This window comes from Nitratireductor sp. J20-h4 (assembly GCF_056780505.1).
Genome location: NZ_CM165557.1, coordinates 2,231,406 through 2,246,164 on the forward strand (window position 1 = coordinate 2,231,406; position 14,759 = coordinate 2,246,164).

General features: G+C 66.2%; 11 protein-coding genes. 5 read left to right on the top strand and 6 right to left on the bottom strand.

Annotated elements, in window-relative coordinates; all coding sequences use genetic code 11:
• Positions 1-60: 60 nt before the first annotated feature.
• The 4 genes from sufD to ACT2B0_RS10935 all read right to left on the bottom strand — a co-directional run bounded on the left by sufD (position 61) and on the right by ACT2B0_RS10935 (position 5,016).
• Positions 61-1,326 (bottom strand): Fe-S cluster assembly protein SufD, encoded by a 1,266-nt coding sequence (sufD, locus tag ACT2B0_RS10920; RefSeq protein WP_473464601.1) that lies wholly within the window; start codon positions 1,324-1,326, stop codon positions 61-63.
• Between the two features lie 9 nt (positions 1,327-1,335).
• A complete protein-coding gene (gene sufC, locus ACT2B0_RS10925; protein ID WP_348117622.1) occupies positions 1,336-2,091 on the bottom strand; it encodes a Fe-S cluster assembly ATPase SufC in 756 nt (251 codons plus the stop codon).
• Positions 2,092-2,163: 72 nt separating this feature from the next.
• The gene (gene sufB / locus ACT2B0_RS10930) at positions 2,164-3,678 is read right to left on the bottom strand and encodes a Fe-S cluster assembly protein SufB (RefSeq protein WP_348117619.1); all 1,515 of its coding nucleotides are present in this window, start codon (positions 3,676-3,678) and stop codon (positions 2,164-2,166) included.
• A gap of 174 nt (positions 3,679-3,852) precedes the next feature.
• A complete protein-coding gene (locus ACT2B0_RS10935; protein WP_473464604.1) occupies positions 3,853-5,016 on the bottom strand; it encodes a cysteine desulfurase family protein in 1,164 nt (387 codons plus the stop codon).
• A 215-nt stretch (positions 5,017-5,231) separates the two neighbouring features.
• On the opposite strand from ACT2B0_RS10935, the gene ACT2B0_RS10940 reads away from it, so the two are divergent.
• Entirely contained in the window at positions 5,232-5,906 is a 675-nt protein-coding gene (locus ACT2B0_RS10940) for an alpha/beta hydrolase (RefSeq protein WP_106571696.1), read from the top strand.
• 113 nt (positions 5,907-6,019) lie between these two features.
• Here ACT2B0_RS10940 and ACT2B0_RS10945 read toward each other — a convergent pair whose 3' ends face one another.
• Positions 6,020-7,147, bottom strand: a complete 1,128-nt coding sequence (locus tag ACT2B0_RS10945; protein WP_473464607.1) for an anhydro-N-acetylmuramic acid kinase — start codon at positions 7,145-7,147, stop codon at positions 6,020-6,022.
• 127 nt (positions 7,148-7,274) lie between these two features.
• On the opposite strand from ACT2B0_RS10945, the gene tyrS reads away from it, so the two are divergent.
• Positions 7,275-8,525 (top strand): tyrosine--tRNA ligase, encoded by a 1,251-nt coding sequence (gene tyrS, locus ACT2B0_RS10950; protein ID WP_473464610.1) that lies wholly within the window; start codon positions 7,275-7,277, stop codon positions 8,523-8,525.
• A gap of 27 nt (positions 8,526-8,552) precedes the next feature.
• Here tyrS and ACT2B0_RS10955 read toward each other — a convergent pair whose 3' ends face one another.
• Entirely contained in the window at positions 8,553-11,825 is a 3,273-nt protein-coding gene (locus ACT2B0_RS10955; RefSeq protein ID WP_473464613.1) for a YhdP family protein, read from the bottom strand.
• 214 nt (positions 11,826-12,039) lie between these two features.
• Here ACT2B0_RS10955 and ACT2B0_RS10960 point away from each other — a divergent pair, with 214 nt between their 5' ends.
• From ACT2B0_RS10960 to ACT2B0_RS10970, 3 genes are all read left to right on the top strand, one after another.
• Positions 12,040-12,507, top strand: a complete 468-nt coding sequence (locus tag ACT2B0_RS10960; RefSeq protein ID WP_473464616.1) for a peroxiredoxin — start codon at positions 12,040-12,042, stop codon at positions 12,505-12,507.
• The gene (locus ACT2B0_RS10965; protein ID WP_473464618.1) at positions 12,504-13,358 is read left to right on the top strand and encodes a ferritin-like domain-containing protein; all 855 of its coding nucleotides are present in this window, start codon (positions 12,504-12,506) and stop codon (positions 13,356-13,358) included. Before ACT2B0_RS10960 ends, ACT2B0_RS10965 begins: the two co-directional genes overlap by 4 nt.
• 131 nt (positions 13,359-13,489) lie before the next feature.
• Positions 13,490-14,755, top strand: coding sequence for a M23 family metallopeptidase (locus tag ACT2B0_RS10970; protein ID WP_473464621.1), 1,266 nt, complete (start codon positions 13,490-13,492; stop codon positions 14,753-14,755).
• Positions 14,756-14,759: the final 4 nt, after the last annotated feature.

Below are 14,759 nucleotides of genomic sequence, written 5' to 3' on the forward strand. Positions count from 1 at the left end.
GGACTGCTCGTCCCGGCAAGGCCGGCGCAGGCCGCCGGGGACATCCCGCGTCGCCCGGCCTCAGCCATGCGTGGCAAACCACGCCGTCAGTTTTTCTTCCAGCGCCTCGACCAGCGCCTCGTTTTCCAGGTCCTCGATCACCTCGGCCAGAAAGGCGCGCACCAGCAATCCGCGCGCGGTCTTTTCGTCGATGCCGCGCGCCATCAGATAAAACAGATGGCCGTGATCGATCTCCGTCACGGTCGCGCCGTGGCCGCAGGCCACGTCGTCGGCGAAGATCTCCAGTTCCGGCTTGGCCGAAAACTCGCCTTCGTCCGTCAGAAGCAGGGTGTTGCAGGCCATCTTGGCGTCGGTCTTCTGCGCCTCGCGCGCAACGCGGATCTGCCCCTGGAAAACGCCTTTGGCCTTGTCGGTCACGATATTGCGGATCACTTCCGTCGAGACCGTGTTGGCCGCCTGATGGTCGAGCACCATGGTTACGTCGCAATGGGTCTCGCCCGCCAGAAGGTTGACCCCGCGCAGGACGAATTCGGACCCCTCGCCCGCGACATTGACCTTCACTTCCTGACGCACCAGCTTGCCGCCGGCATTCATGAAGAAAAGCGTGAGCTTCGCGTCCGCGCCGATTTCGATATTGGTCTGGCCGAGAAACGTCGCGTCGTCCGGCTGTTCCTGGAGAATGATCCAGGTCAGGTCGGCGCCGTCCTCGACCGTAATGTGGCTAACCGCCGAAACCAGCGCCGCGCCGACGCCGGTCTGGCGTTCCACGATCGTGGCGCGGGAGTTGCGGCCGGCGCGCGCGGCAAAGCGCACATGCGCCTGACCGCCCTCGTGCAGGTTCTGCAATTCGATCGGCTTGGCGATCTCCGCGTCCTCGGCGATATCGAGCGCATAGCCGTCGGCGACGAAGGCCGTATTGATCGCGCCGATCGCGTCGGCTGCGTCCCCGTCGAAAAGCTGCGCCGCGACACTGCCCTCGCTCAGCCGGTCGAACATGCGCTGGAGCGCGACACCGTCGACGCGGGGCAGCGACGAGACCCTGCCGGACAGAACCGGCAGCACGGTCGCCCCGCTCAACAGCGCCGGTTGCTCCTTGGCCTGAAGGGCGGGATCGAAGGCGGGCACCGCGCTCAGAAGCCGGCGCAGATCGGTGTAGTGCCAGGCCTCTACGCGACGCGTCGGCAGGCCCGATTTCAGCGCTTCCACAGCCTCGTCGCGTCTGACGACGACGGCGGTGTCGCCCGGCAGGTCGGAAAAGCGCTGGCCATAGGCATCGATCAGCGCCTGTTCGGCAGCCGTCATTTGCGGGGTGGCATGAACATTCATTGCAGACACCTACGCGGCCTCGCCGACGACGCCGGCGTACCCGTTCTTCTCGAGTTCCAGCGCCAGCCCCTTGTCGCCCGACTTCACCACCCGGCCGCGCGACAGCACATGCACTGTATCGGGCACGATATAGTCCAGAAGACGCTGATAGTGGGTGATGACGACCATGGCGCGCTCGGGCGAGCGCAGCGCGTTGACACCATCGGCGACGATCTTCAGCGCGTCGATGTCGAGACCGGAATCGGTCTCGTCCAGCACGCACAGCTTCGGCTCCAGAAGCATCATCTGCAGGATCTCGGCGCGCTTCTTCTCGCCGCCGGAAAACCCGACATTGAGCGGCCGCTTGAGCATCGCCATGTCCATCTCGAGCGTGCCGGCGGCCTCCTTGACCTTCTTCAGAAGGTCGGGAATCTTCAGCTCCGCATCGCCGCGGGCGCGGCGCTGCGAATTGATCGCAACCTTCAGAAACTCCATCGTCGCGACCCCGGGTATCTCCATCGGATACTGGAAGGCGAGGAAGACGCCGGCGGCCGCGCGTTCAGCCGGGTCCATCTCCAGGATCGAGCGGCCGTCATAGAGGATGTCGCCCTCGGTGACCTCGTAGTCCGGGCGGCCGGCCAGAATGTAGGACAGCGTCGACTTGCCCGACCCGTTCGGACCCATGATGGCGGCGATCTCGCCGGCCTGCACGGTCAGGTCGAGCCCGCGGATGATCTCCGTGCCGGTTTCGGCGACGCGGGCGTGAAGGTTCTTGATCTCAAGCATTCTTTTCTCGTTCCGAATTTTTCCAACCGCACCCGCGGCGCGTGTTCACCTTGCGCGGACCAAGGACCGCGATCACCCCACACTGCCTTCCAGCGAGATGCCGATCAGCTTCTGCGCCTCGACGGCGAATTCCATCGGCAGTTCCTGGATCACTTCCTTGACGAAGCCGTTGACGATCAGCGCGATCGCCTCTTCCTCCGGAATGCCGCGCTGCATGACGTAAAACAGCTGGTCTTCCGAGATCTTTGACGTCGTCGCTTCGTGCTCGAGCTTGGCGGTGGCGTTCTTGGCTTCGATGTAGGGCACCGTGTGCGCGCCGCAATCATTACCGATCAGCAGCGAATCGCAATTGGTGAAGTTGCGCGCGTTGGTCGCCTTGCGGTGCACCGATACCTGGCCGCGATAGGTGTTGTTGGACTTGCCGGCCGAGATGCCCTTGGAGATGATGCGCGACACCGTGTTCTTGCCCAGATGCAGCATCTTGGTGCCCGAATCGATCTGCTGGTGGCCATTGGAGACCGCGATCGAATAGAACTCACCCTGCGAGTTGTCGCCGCGCAGGATGCAGGAGGGATACTTCCAGGTGATCGCCGAGCCGGTTTCGACCTGGGTCCAGGAAATTTTGGAATTCCTGCCGCGGCAGTCGCCCCGCTTGGTGACGAAATTGTAGATGCCGCCCTTGCCGTCCTTGTCGCCGGGATACCAGTTCTGCACCGTCGAATATTTGATCTCCGCGTCGTCGAGCGCAATCAGTTCGACCACCGCCGCATGGAGCTGGTTCTCGTCGCGCTGCGGCGCCGTGCAGCCTTCCAGGTAGGACACATAGGCGCCCTCCTCGGCAATGATCAGCGTGCGTTCGAACTGGCCGGTGTTCTTTTCGTTGATGCGGAAATAGGTCGACAGCTCCATCGGGCAGCGCACGCCCTTGGGCACGTAGACGAACGACCCGTCGGTGAAGACGGCCGTATTGAGGGTGGCGTAATAATTGTCGCTGGTCGGCACCACCGTGCCGAGATATTTGCGCACCAGGTCGGGATGCTCGCGGATCGCCTCGGAAATCGAGCAGAAGATCACGCCGGCCGCCGCCAGTTCCTTCTTGAAGGTCGTCACCACCGAAACCGAATCGAACACCGCGTCGACGGCCACCCGTCGTCCGCCATTGCCCTCGATCGCGTCAAGATCGGACGGCTCGCCCTGCTTGCGCACGCCGGCCAGGATTTCCTGCTCCTTGAGCGGAATGCCGAGCTTTTCATAGGTGCGCAGCAATTCCGGGTCGACCTCCTCAAGCGAGGTCGGACCCGAGGTGCTCTTCGGCGCGGCGTAATAGTGAATGTCCTGGAAATCGATCTCGGGATAGGAAACCCGCGCCCAGGTGGGCTCGCTCATGGTCTGCCAGCGTCGAAACGCCTCCAGGCGCCACTCCAGCATCCATTCCGGCTCATCCTTCTTGGCCGAGATCAGCCGGATGATGTCTTCGTTGAGACCCTTGGGCGCCTTGTCGGTCTCAATAAGCGTCTCGAAACCGTATTTGTACTGGTCCACATCGATATTGCGGACCTGCTCGATCGTTTCCTGCACGGCAGGCATCGGCGTTCTCCATCCTCGCCGGGTTCAAGGCCCGGCAGTCTTCAAACTATGGCACCGCGCACGGCGTATGCCTCATGTAGTGCCTATGGCCGGGAAAATCACCCCGGTAAAAGGCCGTTTCCGGCCATAGCGACACTTTTTCCTGACAATTTCGGACAGGTTTGCCCGAAAATGTCAGGCAGCTCTAATGTCTTGCCCTGCCCCGCGCGCGACGATGCCGCGCAAGGCGGTGGCGAACCGGTCGATATCGCCGGCCTCGGTCGCCAGGCCGAGCGACAGCCTGAGGGCCGACGCCTCCTCGCCATACCCCATCGCCGCCAGCACGTGGCTCGGACCGACCTTGCCCGACGAACAGGCCGACCCCGCCGACAGCGCGATACCGGCAAGGTCGAAGCCGATCTGCGCGGTTTCGGCCTTCAGCCCCGGCACGGAAAAGAAGCTCGTATTCGGCAGCCGCGGCGCCGCGGCGCCGAATATCGTTGCCCGTGGCGCGATCTCGCGGATTGCCCGTTCGGCCTCGTCGCGCAAGGCGCGCACACCGTCCATCAGCTCCACGGCCCGCGCGGCCTCGCGCGCGGCGGCGCCGAAGCCGGCAATCGCGGCCACGTTCTCGGTTCCGCCGCGATGGCCCTTTTCCTGGCCGCCGCCGCGCACCAGCGGCTCGGGCATGACCAGCCCGGAAGCGGCCACCAGGGCGCCGGCGCCCTTGGGCCCGCCGATCTTGTGCGCCGACAGGATCAGGAAATCGGCCCCGAGATCGGCGATGTCGAGCGGAATGCGCCCCGCGGCCTGCACCGCGTCGAGCGCGAACAGGGCCCCCGCCTCCTTCGCGGCGCGGGTGATCTCGGCGACCGGCTGGATGACGCCGGTCTCGTTGTTGGCCATATGGATCGCGACCAGGCTCTTGCCGGCAATCGCTCTGTCCGCAAGGATCGCCTTCACCGCGTCCGGGTCGATCAGCCCGTCGCGGTCGACCGGCAGACGATGGACGTTTTCGGGCGCGAAGCGCCCGCCGCCGAGCAGGCAGGGATGGTCGCTCGCCGCCACGAAAAGCCGCTCAAGGCGTAGCGGCGCACGACCCATGCGCCACTCGGGCGTGGTCAGCATGGAGGCTGCCTCGCTCGCTCCGGAGGTGAAAACGACGTGCTCGGCCGCCCCGCCGACCAGCGCGGCGACCGCGCCACGGGCCTCCTCGATCAGGCGGCGCGCAGCGCGGCCCTCGGCGTGCACCGAAGAGGCGTTGCCGCCCGTATCCAGCGCGACCAGCATCGCCGCGCGCGCCGGCTCCAGCAGCGGCGCGCTGGCGTTGTAGTCGAGATAGGCGCGCTGTGCGTGCATGCCTGCCTGTGTGACCTCGCGTCCCGATTTCGGTGTCCGCGCGCAATTTCCTTGAAATTGCGCCACGACCCGTCCTATCTACCCGCCTTGCCAGATTGACGGTATTTCGCCAAGTTTGGAACGGTTCTAAACTAGCTTCTATGGAGGCGTCGGCCCCGCGTCAAGGTCGCACCGGCGCCGAATAACGTCCCGATCGGACGGTTTGTGGAGTATTCATGCCCGAAGTGATTTTTGCCGGACCGGATGGCCGCCTGGAAGGCCGCTACCAGCCGTCAAAGGAAAAGAACGCCCCGATTGCCCTGGTGCTGCATCCGCACCCGCAATTCGGCGGCACGATGAACAACAAGATCGTCTACGATCTGTTTTACATGTTCCAGAAGCGCGACTTCACCACCTTGCGTTTCAATTTCCGCGGCATCGGCCGCAGCCAGGGTCAGTTCGACCACGGCACGGGGGAATTGTCAGACGCGGCGGCCGCGCTCGACTGGGTGCAGTCCTTGCATCCCGATTCGAAGAATTGCTGGGTGGCCGGCTATTCCTTCGGCGCCTGGATCGGCATGCAATTGCTGATGCGCCGCCCCGAGATCGAGGGTTTCATCTCGATCGCGCCGCAGCCCAACATCTACGATTTCTCCTTCCTGGCGCCGTGCCCGTCATCGGGGCTCATCATCCACGGCGATGCCGACAAGGTCGCGCCACCCAAGGACGTGCAGACTTTGGTCGACAAGCTGCACACCCAAAAGGGCATCACCATCACCCAAAAGACGCTGGAAGGCGCCAACCATTTCTTCACCAGCCATGCCGACGAACTGATCGCCGACTGCTCGGACTATCTCGACCGGCGCCTCGCCGGCGAACTGGCCGAACCGCGCCCGAAGCGGCTGAGATAGGCGCGTGCGGGACGCATCGGCCGCCGCATTTTCGCGAAAACCGGCCTGACGTCCTGCACGGGTTGATCCCTGCCTATACGCGCCGCGAAGGCTGGCGCGCCCGCTAGGGCCGTTCAGGGGCGGGCAAGAACCCCGCCCGTCGCCGGTTCGCGGCAACCCGTGGTCGTCGGCCAGGTGATGGGCAGACCGGCGCGCGAGCGCGCGGCGAGATAGGCCCAGGCCTCCGCCTCCATCGCGTCGCCGTCGAGCCCCGCGTCCTCGGCCAGGATCACGCGACCCGCGCCGCGCCGTTGCGCCTCCTCGCGCAGATCGGCCACGATATGGGGGTTTTTGCGCCCCCCGCCGCACAGGATCCACAGGCGCGGCGCCTCGGGCAGGACGTCGACCGCCTTCATGATCGCCGCCGCCGACACCGCCGCCAGCGTGCGCGCGCCGTCGGCGAGTTCGAGCCCGTGCGCCGGTTCGAGCGTGAAATCGGCCCGGTCGAGCGATTTCGCCCCGGCGCGATCGAACCACGGATTGGCGAGATAGGCCGCCACCACCGACGCCCGCACCCGGCCCTCTGAGGCGATCATGCCGTCGGCGTCGAACGGCACCCCGCCCTCGCCCGCCACCCACTGGTCGATCAGGGCGTTTCCGGGTCCGGTGTCGAAGGCGATGGGGTCGCCGCGTTCCGGCACGACGCTGATATTTGAAATGCCGCCAATATTGACGAACGCCACCGGCAGCCGACCGGCGAACTCGGCCGGAAGCGTTCTGGCGAGCGCGGCGTGATAGGCCGGCACCAGCGGCGCGCCCTGGCCGCCCTGCGCCATGTCGTTGGCGCGCATGTCGAACACCACCGGCAGGCCGGTTTCGCGCGCCAGCAGCGCGCCGTCGCCCAGTTGCACCGTCAGTGCCCGTTCGGGCCGGTGCAGCACCGTCTGGCCGTGAAAGCCGATCAGCGTCGGTTTCGGCCCCGATGTCGGCAGCGCGTCGACGAACGCCCTGACGGCGACGGCATGGCGCATCGTGATCTCGCTCTCGAGCGCGGCGAGATCGCCCGGCCGCTCGTCCCGTGCCGCGATCGAGCGCGCCGTTTCCAGCGCCGCCTCGAGCCGGCGTCGGAATCCGGCCTCGTAGGCGACGAAATGCGCGGCGCCACGCCGCACCGTCATGGCCCCGTCGGTCTCGACCAGCGCCAGGTCGATCCCGTCCATCGACGTGCCGCTCATCAGGCCGAGCACGCAAATCTCCGTCATGGCGCGCCGCCTTTCCTCGCGATTCCAACTTTCTTGTGATTCTGCCGCAAGCGATGCTAAAGCCGCACCGTCCCGATTGCCACGGCCGCGCGCCAGGCATTTTTCACGCCCACCGGAAGTGAACACGATGTCCGCCTTCAAATCCGATTTCCTGCGCACCCTGTCCGAGCGCGGTTTCATCCATCAACTGTCCGATGAGACCGGCCTCGACGAGCTGTTCGCAAGCGAAACCGTGACGGCCTATATCGGCTTCGATCCGACGGCGCCCAGCCTGCATGCCGGCGGCCTGATCCAGATCATGATGCTGCACTGGATGCAGAAGACCGGCCACCGTCCGATCGCCCTGATGGGCGGCGGCACCGGCATGATCGGCGACCCCTCGTTCAAGGACGAGGCGCGCAAGCTGATGACGCCGGAGACGATCGCTGACAACATCGCCGGCATCAAGAAGGTGTTCGCCAACTACCTGACCTTCGGCGAGGGCCCACGCGACGCCATGATGGTCGACAATGCCGACTGGCTGCTCGACATCAACTATGTCGAATTCCTGCGCGATGTCGGCCGGCATTTCTCCGTCAACCGCATGCTGGCGTTCGATTCGGTCAAGACCCGCCTCGACCGCGAGCAGTCGCTGTCCTTCCTGGAATTCAACTACATGATCCTCCAGGCCTATGACTACGTGGAACTGAACCGGCGCTTCGGCTGTCGCCTGCAGATGGGCGGCTCCGACCAGTGGGGCAACATCATCAACGGCATCGATCTCGGCCACCGCATGGGCACCCCGCAGCTCTACGCGCTGACCTCCCCGCTTTTGACCACCGCGTCCGGCGCCAAGATGGGCAAGAGCGCCGACGGCGCGGTGTGGCTCAATCCCGACATGCTGGGCGCCTACGAGTTCTGGCAATACTGGCGCAATACCGAGGACGCCGATGTCGGCCGTTTCCTAAAACTCTACACGACGCAGCCGCTCGACGAGATCGCACGGCTGGAGGCCCTTGGCGGCGCGGAGATCAACGAGGCCAAGAAAATCCTGGCGACCGAGGTCACCGCGATGCTGCATGGCCGCGACGCCGCCGGGACGGCGGCCGAGACCGCGCGCAAGACCTTCGAGGAAGGCGCGCTGGCCGCAACCCTGCCGACGATCGAGATCGCGGCCGCCGCGCTCGGCGAAGGCTGCGGACTTCTCAGCCTGCTGGTTCAGGCCGGACTGGCGGGCTCGAACGGCGAGGCCAGGCGTCACGTCAAGGGCGGGGCGGTCAAGGTCAACGACGACCCCGTAGCCGACGAGCGCCGCGTCGTCGGCGAGACCGATCTGCGCGACGGGGTCGTCAAATTGTCGGTCGGCCGCAAGAAACACGTGCTCGTGCGTCCGCTTTAAGCGGACGCGCCGGCGCGGCCGGACGTCTTACCGGAACTCGAAGATCGAGCGGAAAATCCCGGGCGCGATCACCGAGATCGGATTGACCTGAAGCTGGGGCGACTTGGCGTTGCCCGACAGTTTGAAGGTGATGCCGATCAGGCCGCGGTCGCGGCCATTGCCGAGGATCTGTCCCAGGAGCGGGATCTCGGCAAACAGCCGGTTGAAGCCGTAGGCCGGCATGAACGTGCCGGCGATGCCGATATTGCCCTTGGTGTCGTAGAGCGCGCCGCGGAAGGTTGCGCCGATCACCGGGCCGCGCAGGATGCCGCGGGCGATCGACAGATAGCCGTCGCCCTTTTCCACCGTCGCATAGCCGCGATCGAAACGCGCCTTCGACACGTCGATGTCGCCGCGCACGGCCTCGTTGAGGGTGCGGCCGTCGCCCTCCGGCGGCGCGGTCGCCACCAGCGAGCGCAGCTTGGGCTCGTTGACGATCCAGAACTCGCGCGCGTCGACCTGACCCTTGAGCGGTCCCTTGCCCTGCGCGGCCAGCGCCAGGTCGATCGTCCCGCCCTGCATGTACTCGTAGATATTCAAGAACCGCAGCACCGCGCCGGCATCGCCCGATTCCATCGTCACGGTGCGGCCTCCGGCATCGGTGCCGTTGACGATTGCGATCTTGCCGCCATTCGACGACCGCGCCTCCATCCTTAACATGCCGACATCGGTGCCGGTGCCGGCGAGGTCGATCGACACCGCCGACAGCACCTCCTCGCCGAAGCCGCTCACCCGCTCCACCGACGCCTTGAGCGAAACCGGAATCTGCTCCACGCTCTCCTCGGCCTGCTCGGTGTCGGAGAGATAGAGCTTGATGACGGAGCGCGCGTCGAAGGCCTTGCCGTTGATCGCGATGTCGTAGCGGCCCGCCTTGCGCGCGATCGTCAGCGCCACCTGGTCGCCGCGATTAAGCGCGACCTTGCCGAACTCGGCCCGCGCCAGACTGCCGTTTTCGAGCGCGACCTCGCCCTCGACGGTGAAACTCTTGCCGGTAAGGTGGAAATCCGACAGCCGCGTCGAGGCGCCGTCGGTCTCCAGCACGAAACGCGCCGTCGCCGGCACGCCGGCGCCCTTGCTCCAGCCCACCCAGGGGAAGTCCAGCCGCGCCTTCGTCAGGTCGGCCACGATCCGCTGCGCCCCGCCCTCTTCCACCGAGACGTCGAGGCTCACCGGGCCCGAAAGCATCGTGTTGAGTTCCGGCGCGATTGTCTCGCGACCGGCATCGTCGAGAACAAGCGTGATGTCGCGCACCCGGCCCGGGGCGCTGCTGTCGAGCGGCTCGGTCATGCTGATTGTAGCGGCAAGCCCGTTGAGACGCGCCCTGGCGTCGATGACCGCGTTGTGCGGATCGACCACGATCGAGCCCTGCGCCTCGCTCACCCGCTGGCCGTCGAGCGGCTCCGCGAGGGCCAGGTCCTGATAGTCGAGCGACACTTTCCAATCGAGACTCTCGATCGGGATGTCCTCCTGCAGCGGGATTTCCGCCCAGACCTGGCCGCTGACGTCGCCGGAAAAATCCGTCGGCTCGAAGCGCAAATGGCGCATCGCGTCGATCGGCTTGTAGGAGGCGAACTCCACGATCGACGGGGCGTTCCCGGCAACGTCGATCTGCATCGTGCCGATCAGCGGGCGGACACCGGCGTCTTCGATCACAAACGTCCCCTTGCTGGCTGCCACGGTGCGCCCGCTCGGCATGAACACCGTTCCCGACTGGAGCGCGATGTCGACCGCGTTGCCGCGGAAATCGACCGTGCCAAACGCATCGCGCACCGGCGGCAGCTCGCCGGTAATGTCGAAACGCGTATCCTCGATGCGGAAACGTCCGTTCACTTCCTCGCCGGACAGCGCAATCCCGTTGCCCAGACGGCCCGCCTCCACTTTCAGCCGCACGTGACTGTCGACGATCGTTCCGCCGAAGACGTTGGCGATCACCCAGGCGCGCGCGCCCGGCGCCGTTTCCGTCGGCCACAATTGCTTGGCATGGGCGACCGGCATCGACGGCACGTCCATGGCAAACACGATCGATGGCGCCTTGTCGGCGAAAAACCGCATCGAGGCGCGCGCGAACAACTCGCCTCGCCCGGTCCGGACCCCGATCTCGGACGCCGTCAGCAGGCCGGTCTTGGGGCGATAGCGCCCGGCAAGCCGGGCAAGAAAGGTCAGGCTCGGCTCCGGCACGTCGGCAACGGCCGCGCGCGACTGGTCGCTGACGAACTCGTAACGATAGGCCGGCTCGCTGCCCGGCTTCGGGTCCGGCACCGGCCCGGCCGCGCCGTTGAACAAAAACCGCGAGCGGCCGGTCCGCACGTCGATCCGGCCGAATTCGACCTTGCCGGTCCCCGCGACCATGGCTGCGTCGACGTCCAGCTTGCCGGCGACCGGGGCGCTGTCGGGCACCGAGACGACCAGATCCTCCGTCTTCAGGCCGATCTCCAGACGGTCGGGACCGCCGAGCGCCGGGCGCGTGCCCTTGAAGGTTACGACGCCGCTGCCGGCCAGCAATGGCGGTGTCGTCTGAGCCGCCGCTTGCCCCGCCGCGGGCGCGACGTCCGCGCGCAGCCGAAAGTCGAGCCCGGGACGCTCGCCGGCGGCCCGCGTCGCTTCGGCAGACACCGCGAGCGGCCGTCCCGCCACGACGAGTTCGCCCGAAATCCTGACCGTTTCCGGCTTCTCGCCGGTCAGCTCGGCGCTGTGGACGATAACGGCGTGGCTGTCATCCAGCGCGATCTCGACATCCCGCAGCGCGATCAGACGTGTCGAACGGGCCCCCAGCACGTCCAGCGCCCGCTCCACCGATGAAAAGACGAGCGCCAGCACCCGATCGGGATCGATCAGCCCGTGCGCGTTCATCACCTGGCTTGAGAGGTCGGCGTCGCCGCCGCCGGGCATGGCGCCCGGCGCGATCCTGGCATGGTCGACCTCGATCCGGTCGATGGCCACGCGCCCGCCAAGCAGCGCGCCGAGATCGAGCCCCAAACGCAGAGCGCCGATATCGGCGAAACTGGCCTGCTTTTCCGCAGCCGTCAGGCTGACCTCGGGCACCTCCAGCGCGATGAAGCGGCCGCCGCTCAGCGAAAACCGCGCCGGCCCCGACGACAGCACGACCGGCACGCCCAGCGCCGACGACAACGCCCGTTGCGCCTCGTCGCGCAACCGCTCCGAGCCCAATCCCATCGTGCCGGCGAGCTGAAGTCCGCCGAGTGCGGCCACGACGAGCACGCACAGCCCGATCACCCCTGCGATCGCCCAGCGGGGCACCACGCGGCGCCTCCGACGCGGCGTCTTTGTGTGCGCGGCGGCCGACGGCAGGGAATCCAGCGCACGGATATCCTCGCGCCGAAACCGGACCCAGTGGTGTTTTTCGGTGCCCTTGCTCACCTCGACGACCGTACTCGCCCTGTTGGCATGGACGAATCCATGAATTGCATTATATGGCCTTCGCGAACCCGGTCACCGAGAAAGAAAGGACAAGCCCATGGCTCAGCCAGAAATAGGCCAGCAGGCGCCCGACTTCGACTTGCCGCGCGACGGCGGCGGCTCGCTCAAGCTTTCGGACCTGCGGGGAAAGCCTGTCATTGTCTATTTCTACCCGAAGGACGACACGAGCGGCTGCACAACGGAAGGAAAGGATTTTTCCGCCCTCCTGCCCGAATTCCAGAAGGCCGGAGCCACCGTCATCGGGATATCGCCGGATAGCGCAAAAAGTCATGACAAATTCAAGGCAAAGCACGGACTTTCGGTCGTTCTCGTCGCCGACGAGGACAAGCGCGCGATCCAGGACTACGGCGTGTGGGTCGAAAAGAGCATGTATGGGCGCAAGTTCATGGGCGTGGAACGCACGACCATCCTGATCGACAGGGACGGGCGCGTCGCGCGGGTCTGGAACAAGGTCAAGGTCGCCAATCACGCCGCCGAGGTGCTCGAGGCCACGAAAGCGCTGTGAGCGCGTCGACCTCTGCGGCGAAAACCTCGGTCGAAACCCGTCCCGACAGTCTCCGCGCCGGTTGCGTGGCGGCCGTGGCCGCGGCCGATCTCGACCGCAAGGTGGCGATCGTGCGCGCCGTGCACGCGCGCTGGAAGGACCGCACCATTTCCCTCATGCGGCCGGGCGACCCGCCTATTCCTGATCGCCCGGGTCGGCCGGCCAGACCCGAGCTGGTCGATCCGCGCAAGGTCGCCAGGCGTTCGCTGCACAGCCTGCGCGGCCGCATCGCCCTGCTCCACGCGCTTGCCCATATCGAGCTCAACGCCATCGACCTGGCGCTCGACATCGTCGCCCGCTTCGCGCCCGAGCGCCCGCCGGCGAGCTTTTTCGACGGCTGGATGCAGGTCGCCTTCGAGGAGGCCAAGCATTTCTCGCTGTTGCGCGCGCGGCTGCGCGCCCTGGGCGCCGACTATGGCGACCTGCCCGCGCATGGCGGACTTTGGGAAGCGGCCCACCAGACCCGCAACGATCTTTATGCAAGGCTGGCGGTGGTGCCGCTGATCCTGGAGGCGCGCGGCCTCGACGTCACCCCGTCGCTGATCGACAAGATGACGGAGACCGGCGACCGCGAGACGGCCGCGATCCTGGAGGTGATCTACACCGACGAAAAGAAGCACGTGGCGATCGGGGCCAAATGGTTCCGGTTTTATTGCGCGCGCGAGCGCACCGACCCCGCCCGGCGTTTCCGCGAGCTTGTGCGGGCCAATTTTCGCGGCGACCTCAAGCCCCCCTTCAACGACCGTGCCCGGGCCGAAGCCGGCCTGACGCCGCTGTTTTACCGCTCGCTGACGGCGACATCCAGCGCCTGAACCGCCCTCGGCGGGTTCAGCAAGCGCAGCCACCGGATTTCGCCGCCGCGTCAGACCGGCGGGCAAACCTTTGTTAACCCTAATAATGTGTACTTGCGCGTGGAGTTGGAGCGCAGGCTGGATTTGTATCAGTGACGGAAGCACGCACGCCCCCGGTGTTCGGCAAACGGACCGAACCGCATACGGTCATCATCGCCCGAGGCGACCAGATACGCCACTTCACCGTCCGGCCGTGGGTGGCCGCGCTTGCCGGCTCGGTCATCGCCGCCTTTGCCATCGGCTATCTGCTCGCCACCTCCTATCTGGTCCTGCGCGACGACCTGATCGGCGCCACGGTCGCCCGCCAGGCACGGCTTCAGCAGGCCTATGAGGACCGCATCTCGGCGCTGCGCGCACAGGTCGACCGGATCACCAGCCGCCAATTGCTCGATCAGCAATTGATGGAAAACAAGGTCGCGGAGCTTCTGGGACGCCAGGCCGAACTCTCCGCCCGCGACGGGAGGCTGCGCCCCCTGCTCGAGCGCGCCAGTGGTGAACGCCTTCCCAGGAGCGCGCCATTGCCGTCGCAGAAACCGGATCTGCGCGCCGATCTGTCCGCCATGACCGGATTTGCCGCTGCCGCCCCCAAAACCGCGGCCGCAGCCATTCTCGACGGCTTCGCCGCCGCGTCCGCCCCGCTGACGACCGGCTCGGTGGCCGACGAAGCGGACCGGATTTTCGTTCAGATCAACCAGTCGCTGCGCCGGATCGAAACCGAGCAGATCACCCGCCTGCGCGACTTGACCGAAAATGCCTACCAGACAGCCGATTCGATTTCAGAGGCGCTCAAATCCGCCGGCCTTTCGCTCGACACGGGCTACGGCGAAAAGGATGTCGGCGGGCCTCTGGTCGCGCTCGAGGCGCCGGCGGCCTTCGAGGCCGAAGTGACCGAGCTCGACGAGGCGCTCAACACGCTTGATGCCATCAAGGCCGCGGCCAGACGGTTTCCGATCGCCAACCCGGTCCCGGGTCAGCCCGTCTCCAGCAGCTTCGGCGTGCGCAAGGACCCGCTCCTGGGCAGGCCCGCCCATCACAGCGGCATCGATTTCCGCGCCCGCACCGGCCATCCCGTGCGCGCCGCCGGCGCCGGCGTGGTGGTGAAGGCTGGGTGGAACGGCGGCTATGGCCGCATGGTCGAGATCGATCATGGCGACGGCCTGACCACGCGCTACGCCCATATGAGCAAGGTACTGGTCCGCAAGGGCCAAAAGATCGAAAACGGCGCCGTCGTCGGCAAGGTCGGCAGTTCCGGACGCTCGACCGGCCCGCATCTGCATTACGAGATCAGACGCAAGGGCAGCGCCATCAATCCGCTGCGTATGCTCAAGGTCGGCAGGAAGATTCGCCAGTTTCTTTAGAAGA